The following is a 15,982-nucleotide window of genomic DNA, read 5'->3' on the forward strand; positions in this document are numbered from 1 at the left end:
CTGACCATGGCGGCACCTAGGCTCGGCCGCGCCGTGAACGTTCACGGTCCGCCTCTCTCCCGGAGCCTCGTCATGGACAACACCTGCAACTGGGCCGTTCTCGGCCCCGGCGCCATCGCCCGTCGATTCATCTCGCAGCTGCCCGCCAGCCGCAACGGACGGCTGATCGCCGTCGGTAGTTCGGATCCGGCACGGGCGAAGGCCCTGGCCGACGAGGTCGGCGGCGACCTCCGTACCGGGACCTACGCCGAGATCCTGGCGGACCCGGCCGTCGATGCCGTCTACATCTCGACGGTGCACACCACCCACGCCCGCCTGACGCTCGAGGCGATCCGGGCCGGCAAGCACGTGCTCGTCGAGAAGCCCCTCGCACCCAACTTCGGCAGCGTGATGGCCGTCGTCGACGCGGCGCGCGAGAGCGGCGTCACCGTCGTCGAGGCCTACATGTACCGGTTCCACAGGCAGACCCGGCTGCTGCTCCGACTGGTGGCCGAGGGCGCCATCGGCAAGGTCTCGCACATCGACGCGAGCTTTTCCTTCGCGACCTCCTCCACCACCGGGCGCCTGTTCGACCCGGCGCTCGCCGGCGGCGGAATCCTCGACGTGGGCGGTTATCCCGTCTCGATCGCACGCGCCGTCGCCGGCGCGGCCACCGGAAGGGCATTCGCAGAGCCCACCGAACTGACGGCCACCGGGACCATCGGCTCGACCGGCGTCGACGAGTGGTCGGTCGCCCAGCTGACGTTCCCGGCGGCCAGGGCGAACGGAGCCGCGGGGGAGGTGGGAGCGAGCGGAGCGACGGGGGAGGTGGCCGCCGTCATCACGGCCACGGTCCGGACGGGCGTCCGGCTGGCCGACCCGGAGTCCGTCACCGTGTACGGCTCCGCCGGAACCATCACCCTCGACGACCCGTGGACCATCAGGACGAACACCGCCCTGACCCTGCGCGTCATCGGGCAGGACCCACAGGTGTTCTCGTTCGCCGCCGACTCGGCCGACCACAAGCCCTACGCCCTCGAAGCCGACGCGCTGGCCCGCGCCGTCGCCGCGGGCGGCGACCCGGACGAGATGTCGCTCGAGGATTCCCTCGGCACCGCCAAGGTTCTCGACCGATGGAGGGCCGCCATCGGCCTGCGCTACCCGTTCGAGACCAATACCTCCGACATCCCCACCGTGTCCGGACTTCCGCTGCAGGCGAAGGCCGGCGCGCCCATGCGCTACGGCACGATCGACGGTCTGGCCAAGCCGGTCTCACGGCTCGTCATGGGCTGCGACAACCAGCCCGATCTGGCCCATGCCTCGGCCGTGTTCGACCACTTCTTCACGGCAGGCGGTAACACCTTCGACACCGCCTGGCTGTACGGAAAGGGGTTCTACGAGAAGCTCTTCGGCCAGTGGGTGAAGAATCGCGGGATCCGCGACGAGCTCGTCGTCATCGTCAAGGGTGCACACACCCCGCACTGCGACCCGGAGTCGATCACCAGGCAACTCCTCGAGTCACTGGAACGCCAGCAGCACGGCACCGCGGACATCTACATGCTGCACCGGGACAACACCGACGTCCCCGTCGGCGAATTCGTCGACGTCCTGAACGACCACGTCGACGCCGGACGGATCACCGTATTCGGGGGATCCAACTGGTCCCCCGAACGGGTCGACGAGGCCGACGCCTACGCCGCAGCCAACGGAAAGCGGGGCTTCTCGGTGCTCAGCAACCACTTCGGGCTGGCCGAGGCGTACGACGTCCCCTGGGCCGGTTGCAAGCACATGACGGACCCTGCCTCGAAGGCGTGGCTGGAACGCAAGCAGATCCCGCTGCTGCCGTGGTCCTCGCAGGCCCGCGGGTTCTTCGCCAGGGCAGACGCAGCCGATCACAGCGACGCGGAACTGGTGCGGTGCTATTACAGCGACGCCAACTTCGAGCGGAAGAGGCGAGCCGAGCAGTTGGGCGCGGAGCTGGGGGTGCCAGCCACGGCCGTCGCACTGGCCTTCGTTCTCGCGCAGTCCTTCCCCACCTTCCCGCTGTTCGGGCCACGAACCATCGCCGAGACCGGTTCGTCGATGGCCGGCCTCTCGGTGGTGCTCGACGCAGCCCAGGTCGCCTGGCTGGATCTGCAGGACTGAGGCGTGACCGGCAGGCCGGCCACCATCAACGACGTGGCCGCAGCCGCAGGCGTTTCGCGGCAGACGGTCACCCGGGCGGTGAACGACATGCCCGGGATCAGCACCGAAACCAGAGCCCGCGTCCTGGCCGCGGCCCGCGAGTTGCGTTACCGGCCATCGCGTTTCGGTCGTGGTCTGGTGAAACCCCAGACCAGCACCCTTGGTCTGCTCATCGAGGACCTGTCCAACCCCTACTACGCCGAACTCGCCTCCGCTGTACTGGGTCTCGCGGCCGACGCGGGCTGGAACGTGATTTTCGGCGAGCGCGCCCACGCCGCGCACGCCGAGGAGTTCCTGATCGACGACTTCTCCCGACAGGTTGACGCAGTGATCAGCTTCACCGGCATCGCGGTGGCCACCTCCCGCGACGGTCTGCCGGATCTACCACTGGTGGAGATCGATCCGCTGACGTCTTCCGCCGGCCACGGGCGTGTCGAACTGCTGCGGAAGGAGGCGGTCGCCGACGCGGTCCGGCACCTGGCGGAACGCGGCACGAAGCACCCCGTCGTCTTCGACCACCCGGACCCCAGCCCCCGGGCTGCCGAATTCATCCAGGCCTTCGCCGCCCAGGGGGTTCCGGCGGCCCGCATTCCCTCGGTCGGCTCCGGTCTCGAGGGTGGACTGCTGACGGCACAGGCGGTGCTGCGGGAAAAACCCGACACCGACGCCATTGTCGCCTACAACGACGTCATGGGGTTCGGTGTTCTCCGGGCGCTCGCGCTGGCCGGGGTTGATGTTCCCGGCCGGATCCGGGTAATCGGCGTCGACGGACTGGAAATCGGCCACTTCATCACGCCGCGCCTCACCACCCTGGCCATCGACATGCACGTCGTCGCGCAGACGGCGCTGGATCTGCTGCTCAGGATGCACACCGGTGATCTGCCGACCGGCGGACGACCGACTCGTCGAACTGTCCCCTATCGATTCGAAATCGGCGAATCCACCTGAGACGTCAGTACTGCGACCGGCGACGAGGATGGTCAGGAAAAGATCCACCAGATCGGTAGGAAGAAGACCACGACGATGACGATCATGGCCAGGACCATGAATGCCGACAGCATCATCAACTCTCGGACCCGGATACCGGGGCGGGAGAATCTTTCCAGATAGCTGTCGGCCTTGCCCCTCCAGCCGGAACGAGGAGCGGGACCCGCGCCGTCGGCCATGGACGCACGCTAGCACCGCGCCCTGCCGACCGCCGGGCCCGTCGAGCGCCCCACCGCGCCGGCCACAGCAATCGACTGCCGCTCGCGTGGCCCTCCACCCGATTATGGTCGAAAGGTGCGCATCGTGATCGCCGGCGGCTCCGGCTTCCTTGGCCGCAATCTGGCCAGACGGTACGGAGCGGCCGGGCACGAGGTGGTGGTCCTCACCCGAAGGGTGGACTCCCGTCTCGATCTTCACCAGGTGGTTTGGGACGCAAGGACAATCGGTCCCTGGGCCGAGGTCCTGACCGGCCCGGATCCGGTGGCAGTGATCAATCTGGCCGGCAAACTGGTGGACTGCCGGCCGACGCCGGACAACATCGCCGCACTCACGGCATCCCGGGTCGACGCGACCAGGGCGCTGGTCCTGGCGTCGCAGCAACTCGACCGGCCGGTGGAGAGGTGGCTGCAGTCCAGCACCACCGCGATCTATTCGGACGGCGGCGACGACCGGCTCGACGAGATGTCGCCGCTCCCCGACCCCGGCCTCCCGCAGATGACGGGCGTGGCGCGGGCGTGGGAGGACGCGTTCGACGGTGCGCACACGGCGGCGCACACGGTGCTGCGCACCTCGATCGTGCTCGCTGACGGTTGTCCGGCCTGGGATCGCCTGGCGACGCTTGCCCGGTTCGGGGCCGGCGGCAGCGTCGGTTCCGGCCGGCAGTGGTTCAGCTGGATCCATCTGCAGGACTGGCTGCGCATCGCCGACGCAGCTCTGGGCCTGGACCCGGCCGTCATTCTGCCTGACGGCGTCGTCATCGCGGCAAGCCCGCATCCGGTCCGCAATGCGGAGCTGATGGCGCTGTTGCGCAGACACTTCCGTCGGCCCGGGCTACCGACGCCGGCAGCGCTCGTCAGGCTCGGAGCATTGGTGCTGCGCACAGACCCGGCTCTGGCACTGACCGGACGGTTCGCGACCTCGTCCGTCATGGAGCGTGCCGGCTTCACCTACGAGCACCCCGACCTGGCCGAGACGATCGCCCGCCTCACACGTCGCCGCTGACCTACAGCGGCATTCGAAGTTGGAGATCGAGCCACTCGGCGAGGTTCTCGATCTCGCTGTCGACTGCCTTGGTGATCGCACCGGTGAACGGCAGTTCGTGGTGGACGGCGTTGACCCGGAGCACTCCGGAGTCGCGGTCGGCGGTCGCGTCGAGGCGCCCGACGAAATGATCGCCGTACAGGATCGGCAGCGCGAAGTATCCGAAACGTCTTTTGGCGAAAGGCTTGAACATCTCCAGCTGGTAGTCGAAGTCGAAGAGTTCCACCATGCGTTTGCGATCGTGGATCAACCGGTCGAAGGGCGACAACAGGGCGGCACGCCCGGAGAACGGTTGGCCCAGTTGTGCCGGGTCGACCCGCCAGGTGCCCTTGAGACCTTCGACCGTGGCAGGTTCGCCCACCTCACCGACGTCCAGCGGCTCGACCGGACATTCCGGGCCCTTGGCGCGGGCGATGCCCAACGCCCGGAGGCGTCGTTCGTTGCGCTCACGCACAGCATCGCCGTCCGGAACGGCGGGCCCGTCCGGATAGACACGTGAGGCCAGATCCCACAACCGTTCTCGCCGTTCCCGACCGGCGACGGCAACCTCTCCCCGGAGCACCATCATCTCGAGCAGCATGGAGACGTTGCGATTGTTGTTCCACCCACTGGACTTCCACGGCCGGGCACAGTGATCCGGGAGGTCACGAACAGCCAACGGGCCGCTCCGGTCCAGCAACGCCAGGATGTCCCGACGACACACGTCGTTGTCCTCCACCCAGACCGACTGGGCCCGCTTCCACCCCGCCACGTCCCCGGTCCCCGGCCACTGCGCCATCTCTGCGCGGTACAGGGCGATGTCCTCGGCCGGCCGGACCATGCCCCGCAGCTCGATCAGCGTCCGATTCTCGAGCGCGGTGACCAGATGCTCCGGGGAATACGAAGCGCCCAGCCGACTCCAGAGCACCAGGTCTGCGCTCGGCGCGATGGCAGCCGTCGGATCGATCTGCAGGAGCGTCAGGTCGCGCACCACGTCGATCAGATTCTTCGGGCGTGGCTTGTCCAACAGTTGCGCCCGTACCGCGATCCGCCGAGCGTCGGCTCTGGACAGCGTATGCATCGATCCGATCTCCCCATCGCACGCGAACAGAAATACATCGTCGACTCCGGAAATGCTACTGGGCGGGGCTCACAGCTGCCGGTCGACCTCGTCGAGTCTGTCCTGCAGAAGCACCCGCTCGACCTCGTTGTCGGTCAAGGCCAACGCCTCCCGATAGGCAGCCGCCGCCTCCGACCATCGACCGAGACGCCGCAGAAAATCGGCGCGGGCTGCGCTGAGGTAGCCGTAGGTGGCCAGCGCGGGTTCGGACAGCAGCGGCTCGAGTTCGCCCAGACCAGGCGCCGGTCCGTCACGCAGCCCGACGGCTACCGCCCGATTGAGGTCGACGACCGGGTTGGGCCAGCAATCCCGCAGCAGGTCGTACAGGCCGACGATCTCGGCCCAGTCCGTGTCCTCGATTGACGGGGACTCGGCGTGGACCGCAGCAATGGCCGCCTCGAGGGCGAATCGGCTCGCCGGCCCGGCCGCGAGGGCCCAGGTCAGCAGACCGACGCCTTCGTTGATCAGCGCAGCGTCCCAACGACCCCGGTCCTGGTGCGACAGCAGCACAAGCCGCCCGTCGGCCGATGTCCGGGTACTGCTGCGGGCATCGGTGATCAGCATCATGGCCAGCAGCGACGCGGGATCGGGCTCGGCCGGTAGCAGTTCGTGCAGCAGTCGGCCGAGCTCAACGGCCCGGTCCACCAGATCCCTGCGGATCAGGTGCTCCCCGGTCGGGGCCGCATGACCGGTGGTGAAGATCAGGTGCACGATCTCCAGGACGGCCCCCACCCGTTCCGGAAGATCCTGCCGATTCGGAACCCGGTACGGAATCCGAGCCAGCGCGATCTTCTTCTTCGCCCGGGTGATCCGGGCCGCCATCGTGGTTTCCTGCACCAGGAACGCCCGAGCGACCTCCGCGGTGGTCAACCCGCAGACCAGTCGCAGCGTCAGGGCCACCCGGGCTTCACCGGACAGTGCCGGGTGGGCACAGATGAAGATCAGCTGCAGCCGTTCATCACCCACCGTCGGCCGGGCCAGATCGACCTCGGGCCCCGGTTCGTCGTCCATCACCAGGAGCGGCATCGCCCGGCGGAAGGCCGACTCCCGCGCGAGCAGGTCCCGCGCCCGGTTCCTGGCCACCGTGGTGAGCCAGGCGCCGGGCCGGAGCGGAATGCCGGCGGACGGCCAACTCCGCAGCGCCTGCGCGTACGCGTCCTGTGCGCACTCCTGGGCCAGATCCAGATCCCGCGTCACCCGCACCGTCGCCGCGACGACCTTGGCCCACTCCTCCCGGTGGGCCAGATCGACCGCTGCCGCGACGTCCTGCACGACGACTCCGGCCCCGTCGCTCAGTTCATCTCCTGCAGCGGTCGGACCTCGACGCCGCTGTGATCGGTCTCGACCTCGGGCAACTGCTTGGACATCGCGATGGCCGCGTCCAGATCGGGCGCCTCCAGCAGGTAGTAGCCGCCGAGCACTTCCTTCGTCTCCAGGAACGGCCCGTCGGTGATGGTGGGGTGGCCAGGCGACGCACCGGCGCGCAGACTCGTCGCGGTCGACGTAGCACCCAGCTCGGCACCGAAAAGCACTGCGCCGCCGTTGTTATTGTTGAAGGCCTGGTGTCCGTCATTGATCCGCTGCTGCTCCTCCGGCGACCGCGAGTCCCATCGCTGCTCGTTGCCGTAGATCAGAACCAGATATTTCGCCATGATGCTTCCTATCATCCGGAGCCCCTGCTGGGCCCGATCACTGCCACGACGATCGGACCGGGGTCCGATCGACAGTTCGCAGGAGCGGATCGGGAATTGATCATTCCCGGGTAGCGCCGACCCGATGCCGGCACGTTTCCGCACGACAACGAAACCCGCGCCGACGGATCGGGGTTCGGCACGCAAACGAGGCGAAGGTCCCCCCGATTCGGGACGTCGGACTCTGCGGGCGGCAGCGGGAGCGTGCGAGGTTCAGATCAGATCCCTTGCCCACCAACGGCGATGGCCAACAAACTCTGAGGAGTCTCTGAGATGATGGCACCAACGGTGTTCGTCGCACAAGCCCACTACCTCCACGCCGGGGTCGTGCAGATCTCCCTGGCGAATCTGCTGATCATCGTGCTGATGATCACCGCCTTCGTCCTGGCCCTGGTACTGCCCTTCCCGCGAGGTCACGAGGACCCCGAAGGAGCACCCGATGTCCGGAATTGAGGCAGACCGTATCGAGGTGCGGAGTTCCCGGAACTGGACCGTCAGGCTGCGGGAACGGATCGTCAGGACCGTTCCGCGCGGACAGTGGTTGCCCGATCGGCAGCCGGCTTACGTTCGTTCCTGGATCTACGTCTTCGGCGTGGCCTGCCTGGCCGCGCTGATCGTCGTCATCGCATCAGGTATCGCGCTGGCGGTCGAGGGCGCCGGCTGGTGGCATGTCTCCGCACTCGGCCATTTCGTCAACTCCGTCCACCTCTGGAGCGTCGAGTTGTTCTTCGGCTTCATGGTGGTTCATCTGTGGGGCAAGTTCTTCATGGCGGCGTGGCGGGGAAAGCGGGCACTGACCTGGATCACCGGCGCGATCGCCTTCGTCGGCTCCATCGGGACGGCTTTCACCGGCTATCTCTCGCAGTCGAACTTCGACTCGCAGTGGATAGCCGGTCAGGCCAAGGACGGCCTCAACGCAGTCGGTATCGGAAGCCGGTTCAACGTCTTGAACTCCGGCCAGATGCTGCTCTTCCACGTGTCGCTCCTGCCGCTGATCATCGGCGTGCTGGTCGTCCTGCACATCGTCCTGGTCCGTCGACATGGTGTGGTCCCGCCCTTCGACGCGGAACCTGCGGACTACCTCCGCACGGAGGTGCGTCTGCCCTCCCCGGAACCCGCCGTGCTCGCCATCACGCCGCCCGACCAACACGAGATACCCACGCCTCGTGAAGCTGTCGCACCAGTCATCGGGAGCGCGTCGTGAGCACGGTCGTGCGACGGTCACGTCGGTCCCCACCGGTGACGCCGGATTCTCACCTCTTCCCGACAAGGCCGTACGACCTGGTCAAGGAATTCGTCATCGCTCTGGGAGTTGTCCTGGTGCTGTCGTTGGTGCTGGCTGCAGTGTTCTCCTCACCCGACCGTCCGGCGCTGAGCCTGGCCGACTGGGCCACCAGGGCGCCGAACGACGTGGTCGCCACCGCGACCGCCGAGCTGGCCGGGACCAGCACCAGTGCCGGCTACGGGGCGCCCTACAACTCGTCCGCTCCCGGCCAGAAACTCGGACCGCTGTCACTTCAGAAGTGGGGCGGCGTCCAGATTCCGGTCGACAGCGCCAAGGATCTGGTGCTCGACCCGCTCGCCACCGTCACCGGCGATCCGGCGCTGACCAAGGCCCTGACCACCTGGTCGGCCGCCGGCGCCGACCAGCAGGCCGCCTGGGCCGGGTCCTACTCGGACGCACTGGCCGGAGCGCCGGACGGCAACCCGGCAGCTGTGGCACCCGGCGCCTACGGACCGGTCCCGGTGATCGCGGGTGGACTGCTGGCGCTCGCCCGCAGCGGGGGGCTGCAGAGCCAACTGACCGGCCAGAACAACTTCTACAGCTCCGACCAGACCAGGCCCATGCTGCTGCTGGCGGACGGTGCCTACCTGGAGGACCAGGCGCGTGCCGAACAACTGGGTGGTGACCAGTGGGGAATGATGAACGAGAGCGGTAACTACCCCGGTCAGCCGTGGATGTGGCTGTACACCTTCTGGTATCAGGTCAAGCCGTTCTCCACCTCCGACAACGCCGACGCCCTGGTGTGGGGCCTGATGATGTTGCTGACACTGGTCTTCGTGCTGGTGCCGTTCGTGCCCGGTCTGCGTTCGCTGCCGAAACACCTGCGGGTGCACCGGCTCATCTGGCGCAGGTAGAGCAGACCCATCACCGGGAGGATGCCGAACAGGCGTGCCCCGGACGAGTATCCCGCTGCTGGTGGGCTACTATCTGCGTATGGACGCAGATAAGCAGATTCGCAGGGAGTCGCTCCCCGGCGATCAGGTGGCACTGGCCGTCGAGGTGTTCCGGATGCTCGCCGACGGCACCCGCATCCAGATCCTGTGGGAGCTGATGGACCGGGAGATGTCGGTCAACGAGTTGGCCGACACCGTCGGCAAGCCGGGCCCATCGGTGTCCCAGCATCTGGCGAAGCTGCGGATGGCCAGGCTGGTCCGGACCCGTCGCGACGGCAATCAGATGTTCTACCAGCTGGAGAACGACCACATCAGGCAGCTGATCATCGACGCCATCAACAACGCCGAGCACGCCGGCCCCACGGTGCCGCGTCACCACCTGGTCCAGTCCGACCCTCTCAGCCTGCCGGCCATCCACATCCATGACGCCGCAACCGAATCGAGCGCATCATGAGCGCCGACTCGCGCCAGCACCCGCCGGGCGACCACGGCCACCCACACGGGCCGGACGGCGGTCACGGTCACGACCACGACCACGACCACGACCACCCGAGAGGGGCCAGGGGCCTTTTCCTGTCGATCTTCAAACCCCACAGCCACGACTCGGCCGACTCGATCGACGATGCGCTCGAATCCAACAATGCCGGGATCCGAGCGGTGAAGATCAGCCTCATCGCCCTGGGACTCACCGCGGTCGCGCAACTGCTGGTCGTCCTCGCCACCGGCTCGGTGGCCCTGCTGGCCGACACCATCCACAACTTCTCGGACGCCCTCACCGCGGTGCCGCTGTGGATCGCGTTCGTCCTGGCCAGGCGCAAACCGACCCGCCGCTACACCTACGGCTATGGCCGCGCCGAAGACCTGGCCGGCCTGTTCGTCGTTGCGATGATCACCCTCTCGGCGATCCTCGCCGGGTACGAATCGGTCCGCCGACTCATCGATCAGCAGCCGATCACCCACGTCTGGATCGTCTTCGCCGCCGGCCTCATCGGGTTCGCCGGCAACGAACTCGTTGCCGTGTACCGCATCCGTGTCGGCCGGCAGATCGGCTCCGCCGCGCTCGTCGCCGACGGACTGCACGCCCGCACCGACGGATTCACCTCACTGGCCGTCGCACTGGGCGCAATCGGCGTCATGCTCGGTTTCCCGCTCGCGGACCCGATCGTCGGAGTCGTCATCACCATCGCAATCCTCGCCGTCCTGAAAGGCGCTGTCGTGGAGGTCTTCCGCCGCCTGATGGACGGAGTCGACCCGAAGGTCGTCGCGGCCGCCGAACAAGCACTGGCCGACTCCCCCGGCGTGGCCGAGGTACGGCGGCTACGGATGCGTTGGGACGGACACCGTCTCACCGCCGAGGCCGACATCACCGTCGACCCGGCGCTGACCCTGCCCGCCGCCAGGGCCATCGCCCACGCCGCCGAACACCGCGTCCTCGACACCGTTCCGAAACTGGTCGTCGCCGACGTCCACGCCTACCCCGTTCCGGAGCCCGCCCACGCCCATTGATCCGCTGGGTGCCGGACCATCAGCGGCCGAAAATCCGTGCCAGTAAACCGTTCCCGGGCGCCGACGGCCTCTTGATGTGACCCGCGCAGCGCTCATCGCGGGGCACCCCACGCATCACAGACTCCACGTGCTGCCCACAACCTGCCCACGTCGTCTTGCCGCACTGCCTGCATGTTACGGCTCTGCACATCGACTTCAGCCCTTCGATCGAGTGACCTGGAATACTTCGCATGATACCCCCAGGGGTATGCTCCTAGAGGCCGCTCAACCTGTCACGCGTCAGCTCCAGGAGCAAACATGGCCAGGTCATCACCACCCCCGTCACGCAGCGTGGGTGGTACTGGGGCACGCGCGTCAACCAAGAGGAGATGGACCATGGTCGAACTGGCACCGGAGAAGATGACCGCTGTCCTCAATCGACTGCGACGCGCACAGGGACAACTGGGTGGCGTGCTCAAGATGATCGAGGACGGGCGCGACTGCCAGGATGTAGTCACCCAGCTCGCTGCCGTCGGCAAGGCCATCGACCGCGCCGGGTTCGCAGTGATCACCGCCGGACTCAAACAGTGTTTGCTCGAGTCCGGCGGCCAGGACACCCTCGACACCGCTGCGATGGAAAAGATGTTCCTCTCCCTGGCGTGAAGCCTGGGGGCGTTCGGTGCCACTGACCGGGACGCGGCGACGTTTACCCAATTCTCACCATTCTTGCTGTTGTCGATTGATTCTCATCGGACTCTGGCAACGGATATGCACGCGGTCACATCAAGACTGTGGTTTTGTCCAGCAATACCTGAGGGTTGACCGACGGGCCATTCATATCGGGCTCGACGGGCTCATGCTGAGAATCAATCGCCCGTTCAGCCACCAGTGAAGAAGGTTTCTGTGACCGCACCGACCCTGCCCGGCCGCCTCCAGACGGAGCAGGTCGATCGCCGTCGTCCGCACCCACCCGGTTCGCTCTCGGCGCGAGGATGGACCGCGCTGAGACGGGGCGCAACAGCAACCGTGTTCGTAATGGCCACCGTCGTAGGGGTAGCCCTGGGGGTTCGCGGCGTCGAGACATCCCCGGTGTCCCCTGCCGTCGCCGCTGCACCGGCGGCTGCTCCAGCAGCTGCACCGGCGGCTGCTCCACCAGCTGCACCGGCGGCTGCTCCACCAGCTGCACCGGCGGCAGTTGGGCCGGCCACCACCGGCGGCGGGGGCGCATCTCCGGGCGCTGACGAGCGGCCGGGCGGCGGTCAGGGCGGCAGGGGCCGCGGGGGCGGGACCCGGTGAAGCGCGACCGGTTCGCCCGGCGGTTCCTGACCGGGATCGGCAGCGGGGCCGTCGGCGCCGCGGTTCTCGCACTGGTCCGGGCGCCGTGGCCGCTGCCGATGGATGCGGCGCTGCTGGCGCACGTCACCGGTCTGCTTGCCGGCTATCTGGTCGCCGTGATGGTCATCCTGATGTCACGGATGCCAGTGCTGGACCGCCGGATCGGATCGGACACCCTGGCTCGCTGGCACGGAAAGGGCGGACGAATCTTCCTGATCCTGGTGCTGGTCCACGCCGGAGCAGCCGTGCAATCCTGGGCCGACGCCCGTCAGGAGGGCATCCTGTCGTCGATGCTGGACGTGCTCGGCCTCCCCGGCCTGGCGACGGCCACCCTGGGCACCGCGCTGTTCATCGGTATCGCAGTCATCTCGATCCGGGCTGCCCGACGCAAGCTGTCCTACGAGACCTGGCACGGGGTGCACCTTCTCACCTACCTCGCCATCGCGTTGTCGTTCGACCACGAACTGGCCGGGCCCAACCTGGCCGGGGTTCATCCGCTGCAGATCGGCTGGAGTCTGTTGTACGCCTGGGCATTTGCTCTCGTGCTGCGGTATCGCATCCTGGCCCCAGTGGGCAATCTCTGGCGGCACCGGCTCCGGGTCGAGGCGGTCATCCCAGAAGCCAAGGGCGTTGCGAGCATCATCCTGGCAGGCCGCCATCTGGCCGAACTGCAAGCCGAATCCGGGCAGTTCTTCCGCTGGCGTTTCCTCACCGCCCGGACCTGGCGCAGTGCCCACCCGTTCTCCCTCTCCGCCCCACCCCTTGACAACGAGATGCGCATCACCGTCAAGGCTCTGGGAACCGGCAGCACGCTGCTGCACTCGATGAGGCCAGGCACCCTGGTGTTCGCCGAAGGCCCCTCCGGGTCGATGACCGCTCGCAAGCGGACCCAGCCATCGGTACTGCTGATCGCCGGCGGCGTCGGCATCACCCCCATGCGGGCGCTGTTCGAAACCCTGGAACACCGTGGCGGGCGAATCACCCTGCTCTACCGCGCTTCCAGTGAGCAGGATGTCGTCTTCGATCGCGAATTGCGCTCCATCGCACACACTCGAGGTGCCGAGATCATCTGGATGATCGGCCGCTCGAGCGAACCGGCCAACCAGCTCACCGCCGACAATCTCCGACGGTTGGTGCCGGACGTCGCCCAACGGGACGTGTACCTGTGTGCCTCCCCCGCCCTGTCCACCGCGGTCAGAAGGGGACTCAGCCAGGCCGGGCTCCCACCGCACCGGCTCCACGAAGAGGTCTTCGACTTCTGAGGGAAAGGCAACGCGCCGTGGTGATCAACGATGGGCGATGACATGATCACGCGCCGCGATACGCAGTTGGGTACCGGTGAAGAGGATCGAGAGCAGCGAGACCCGACGCGACCATGACGCCGAGCAGCATCAACAGGGTTTGTGGACAAAGTGTGCCGTCAAGATCAACAACACGGCCTCGAATTCCAACGTACAAGGCCTGAACTGCGAAAACGTGGTGGAGCTGCAGGGAATCGAACCCTGGACCTCTTCGATGCGAACGAAGCGCGCTACCAACTGCGCTACAGCCCCGAACCCGGATCTCTCCGTGAACAGTCAGAAGAATACCAGCGCCCGGAGGGTGCCCCGGACACCCCGCATGCCCGTCGGGTCACCTCCAGAGGTGCAGAACTCACACCGACCGGAACGACTCACCGACGAGCACCGGGACCTTGGACGACACGTTCTCCTGGGCGGCCAGGTCGATCTCGGTGCCGTAGCCGTCGGCGATCAACTCCTGCCCGGACGCACAGGAGGCGAGCGCCGGGCCAACGGTCCGGTCGAGTTCGCGATAGGCAGCAGCCGCGGCCCCCGCCTCGGGCGACGCCGTCCCGAAACCGCAGCGCAGCAATGCATTCACCACCGCGCCGGCGCCCCAGAGATCTTCGACCGCGGGTCGGAGCTGATCACCCGGCCACCGTTCCCCGGCAGCCACCACAGCCACCGGTCCGCGGACGGCACCGGCGGTGATCCAGGCGGCAACGGCTGCGGCGTTCCGCAGGCAGGCGCCGACCACGACGGCTCCAGATTCGGCGAGTTGACGGGAGATGGTGGAGCCGTTCGGCGAGGGCAGCACCAGCTTCCGGGAGGTCGCCAGCGGGCCGGTGCGGGCAGCTTCCTGCACCGACAGCGGAGAGAGACTGACCCCGGTGGGCCCGGCCTCCCGGCGCCCGATGGCCAGTACGGCACCGCGGGTCGCTGCGAAAGCGGCGGCCGACGCGTCGCGGATTCGGAACGGATAGACCTCGATGCCTTCGTCGATCGCGACGGACAGCGTCGTGGTGAACGACAGCACGTCGACGACCACGACGGCGCCCGCTCCGTCGGCGATCGCGGTCGCGCCGGACAGGCCCCAGTCGAAGCGAATGGCCCAACCGGACTGACGGTGATCGTTCCGGGCGGGAGGCGTCATCGACCACCCCCGATGGTCACAGCCGGCTCAGCCGGTGGAGCGCATCGGGATCACTGTCCCGAGGCGCGACGGTAGAGAGCGGGCTGGTAGTAGTCCAGGTCGTCGAACGACGGATCGTCGTCCTCGAGATCGACGATCTCCCGGCCACGACGGTAGCCCGACGGCGGAACCTGTGACACCGCAACGGCTCCGCGACCGAAAGAACTGCCGGTCACCGGCTCCTCCTCGCGGTCCAGGTGGTACTCGGGCCGGATCTGCCGGGCCCGCCGCAATCGGGCGAGACGCCGAGCCGTGATGTCGTTCTCGATCCGCACCTGGCGGCGCAGGTACGTCAGGAACGCGACCAGCAGGAGTCCGGACACCACCGTCCCCGTCCACAGCATCGGGCTGAAGAGGTAGGCCGCGACCGAGAAGGCCAGACCGGCCAGCAGCAGGATCACCGCGACCCGGCGACGACGTGAATACCGGTACGCCCGAGCGGCTTCGGCGGCGTCGGGATCGTAGCCACCACGACCGGGACGGCGCGGGACCGGTCGCAACTGCGACTCGTCGAAGTTTTCCAGCGGGTCGCGCCGACCACTGCGTCGTGGTGCGTCCCGGCGGTGGTCCTCGTCGTACGAGGTGTAGGAGGCGGTCGCGTACCTCGGCTCGGCTGCTTCCTGGTACTCCGATCCGCTGGTGTACTCCTGCGCCCCGCTGTACTGCGCGACGCCGGCATAGCGCTCCTGCTCGGCGGTGCCGGAATGTTCGACAGCATCGGCGTATCCGACAGCATCGGAAGATCCGACAGCATCGGCGTACTCGACAACCTCCGCATACTCGACAACTTCGGCGTACTCGGCAGTTTCGGCGTACTCGACCGTCGCGGGCTCGCGGCGTCCCCAGGCCCGCAACCCGCGGCGAGATGCCTTCACCGGTTCGCGGTCCGCGACCTCGGCGTACTCGACCTCGGCGTACTCGGTCTCGGCGTACTCGATGTAGTCCGTGTCGGCGTCGGCACTCTCGTAGCCGTCCACGAACTCGCCGTCCTCGAGATGATCGTCCGATACGGCGTTCTCGTCCAGCTCGCGATTCTCGTGCAGCATGTCTTCCTGACCGGTGTAGTCGTCGTCGAACTCGTCACGCCGGCCGAATCGGGGTCGACGACGGACCGAGGACGAGGCCCGACGCAGCACCCGGAAAGTGCCGGTGTCCATGTCGGTTTCGGGTACCGGCTCGCGGCGCTTGGCGAACATCGGTACGAGGATCGCGAGCCAGAGGGCGACCAGGCCCACGATGACGACCGACGTGGGTATGGACATCGCGGCCCCCTCTCGATTCGGATGCGGTCGGCCGGACGTTCGGTGCAGCA

Annotated in this window: 17 protein-coding genes and 1 tRNA gene; 10 read left to right on the forward strand and 8 right to left on the reverse strand. The window is 67.5% G+C overall.

All coding sequences use genetic code 11. The annotated features are described in order from the left end of the window. Window positions 1–72 precede the first annotated feature (72 nt). Complete coding sequence (locus tag ABIB25_RS11455) at window positions 73–2,124, forward strand: aldo/keto reductase (RefSeq protein WP_354528576.1); 2,052 nt, start codon at window positions 73–75, stop codon at window positions 2,122–2,124. 3 nt (window positions 2,125–2,127) lie between these two features. Beyond that, window positions 2,128–3,111 (forward strand): LacI family DNA-binding transcriptional regulator, encoded by a 984-nt coding sequence (locus ABIB25_RS11460; RefSeq protein ID WP_354528577.1) that lies wholly within the window; start codon window positions 2,128–2,130, stop codon window positions 3,109–3,111. A 32-nt stretch (window positions 3,112–3,143) separates the two neighbouring features. Here the strand turns inward: ABIB25_RS11460 and ABIB25_RS11465 are convergent, their stop codons facing one another. Next, window positions 3,144–3,329: a hypothetical protein gene (locus tag ABIB25_RS11465; RefSeq protein WP_354528578.1), complete on the reverse strand. Its 186-nt coding sequence runs from the start codon at window positions 3,327–3,329 to the stop codon at window positions 3,144–3,146. Between the two features lie 115 nt (window positions 3,330–3,444). Here ABIB25_RS11465 and ABIB25_RS11470 point away from each other — a divergent pair, with 115 nt between their 5' ends. Continuing rightward, entirely contained in the window at window positions 3,445–4,371 is a 927-nt protein-coding gene (locus tag ABIB25_RS11470) for an epimerase (protein ID WP_354528579.1), read from the forward strand. A 1-nt stretch (window position 4,372) separates the two neighbouring features. On the opposite strand, the gene ABIB25_RS11475 is transcribed toward ABIB25_RS11470, so the two are convergent. The 3 genes from ABIB25_RS11475 to ABIB25_RS11485 form a co-directional block, all read right to left on the reverse strand. After that, entirely contained in the window at window positions 4,373–5,470 is a 1,098-nt protein-coding gene (locus ABIB25_RS11475; protein WP_354528580.1) for a DNA glycosylase AlkZ-like family protein, read from the reverse strand. Window positions 5,471–5,539: 69 nt separating this feature from the next. Beyond that, the gene (locus ABIB25_RS11480) at window positions 5,540–6,781 is read right to left on the reverse strand and encodes an RNA polymerase sigma factor (RefSeq protein WP_354528581.1); all 1,242 of its coding nucleotides are present in this window, start codon (window positions 6,779–6,781) and stop codon (window positions 5,540–5,542) included. Between the two features lie 20 nt (window positions 6,782–6,801). After that, window positions 6,802–7,161 (reverse strand): YciI family protein, encoded by a 360-nt coding sequence (locus tag ABIB25_RS11485; RefSeq protein WP_354528582.1) that lies wholly within the window; start codon window positions 7,159–7,161, stop codon window positions 6,802–6,804. A 312-nt stretch (window positions 7,162–7,473) separates the two neighbouring features. Here ABIB25_RS11485 and ABIB25_RS11490 point away from each other — a divergent pair, with 312 nt between their 5' ends. The 5 genes from ABIB25_RS11490 to ABIB25_RS11510 all read left to right on the forward strand — a co-directional run bounded on the left by ABIB25_RS11490 (window position 7,474) and on the right by ABIB25_RS11510 (window position 10,884). Continuing rightward, complete coding sequence (locus ABIB25_RS11490; RefSeq protein ID WP_354528583.1) at window positions 7,474–7,653, forward strand: hypothetical protein; 180 nt, start codon at window positions 7,474–7,476, stop codon at window positions 7,651–7,653. Further along, the gene (locus ABIB25_RS11495) at window positions 7,640–8,404 is read left to right on the forward strand and encodes a cytochrome b N-terminal domain-containing protein (RefSeq protein ID WP_354528584.1); all 765 of its coding nucleotides are present in this window, start codon (window positions 7,640–7,642) and stop codon (window positions 8,402–8,404) included. The genes ABIB25_RS11490 and ABIB25_RS11495 overlap by 14 nt, the downstream gene beginning before the upstream one ends. Next, window positions 8,401–9,339 (forward strand): hypothetical protein, encoded by a 939-nt coding sequence (locus ABIB25_RS11500; RefSeq protein WP_354528585.1) that lies wholly within the window; start codon window positions 8,401–8,403, stop codon window positions 9,337–9,339. The genes ABIB25_RS11495 and ABIB25_RS11500 overlap by 4 nt, the downstream gene beginning before the upstream one ends. A 79-nt stretch (window positions 9,340–9,418) precedes the next feature. Continuing rightward, window positions 9,419–9,832: an ArsR/SmtB family transcription factor gene (locus tag ABIB25_RS11505; RefSeq protein WP_354528679.1), complete on the forward strand. Its 414-nt coding sequence runs from the start codon at window positions 9,419–9,421 to the stop codon at window positions 9,830–9,832. Further along, entirely contained in the window at window positions 9,829–10,884 is a 1,056-nt protein-coding gene (locus tag ABIB25_RS11510; RefSeq protein WP_354528586.1) for a cation diffusion facilitator family transporter, read from the forward strand. The genes ABIB25_RS11505 and ABIB25_RS11510 overlap by 4 nt, the downstream gene beginning before the upstream one ends. A gap of 19 nt (window positions 10,885–10,903) precedes the next feature. On the opposite strand, the gene ABIB25_RS29215 is transcribed toward ABIB25_RS11510, so the two are convergent. Then, the gene (locus tag ABIB25_RS29215; RefSeq protein ID WP_502919801.1) at window positions 10,904–11,074 is read right to left on the reverse strand and encodes a DUF8730 family Cys-rich protein; all 171 of its coding nucleotides are present in this window, start codon (window positions 11,072–11,074) and stop codon (window positions 10,904–10,906) included. 185 nt (window positions 11,075–11,259) lie between these two features. Here ABIB25_RS29215 and ABIB25_RS11515 point away from each other — a divergent pair, with 185 nt between their 5' ends. Beyond that, entirely contained in the window at window positions 11,260–11,526 is a 267-nt protein-coding gene (locus ABIB25_RS11515; protein ID WP_354528587.1) for a metal-sensitive transcriptional regulator, read from the forward strand. Window positions 11,527–12,155: 629 nt separating this feature from the next. Next, window positions 12,156–13,460, forward strand: a complete 1,305-nt coding sequence (locus tag ABIB25_RS11520) for a ferredoxin reductase family protein (RefSeq protein ID WP_354528588.1) — start codon at window positions 12,156–12,158, stop codon at window positions 13,458–13,460. 215 nt (window positions 13,461–13,675) lie between these two features. Here the strand turns inward: ABIB25_RS11520 and ABIB25_RS11525 are convergent. From ABIB25_RS11525 to sepX, 3 genes are all read right to left on the reverse strand, one after another. Continuing rightward, window positions 13,676–13,751: transfer RNA gene (locus tag ABIB25_RS11525), tRNA-Ala, on the reverse strand. A gap of 100 nt (window positions 13,752–13,851) precedes the next feature. Next, window positions 13,852–14,631, reverse strand: coding sequence for a 2-phosphosulfolactate phosphatase (locus tag ABIB25_RS11530; RefSeq protein ID WP_354528589.1), 780 nt, complete (start codon window positions 14,629–14,631; stop codon window positions 13,852–13,854). Between the two features lie 50 nt (window positions 14,632–14,681). After that, entirely contained in the window at window positions 14,682–15,932 is a 1,251-nt protein-coding gene (sepX, locus tag ABIB25_RS11535; RefSeq protein WP_354528590.1) for a divisome protein SepX/GlpR, read from the reverse strand. Window positions 15,933–15,982 lie beyond the last annotated feature (50 nt).

It is taken from the genome of Nakamurella sp. UYEF19 (genome assembly GCF_040546275.1).
GTDB lineage: Bacteria > Actinomycetota > Actinomycetes > Mycobacteriales > Nakamurellaceae > Nakamurella.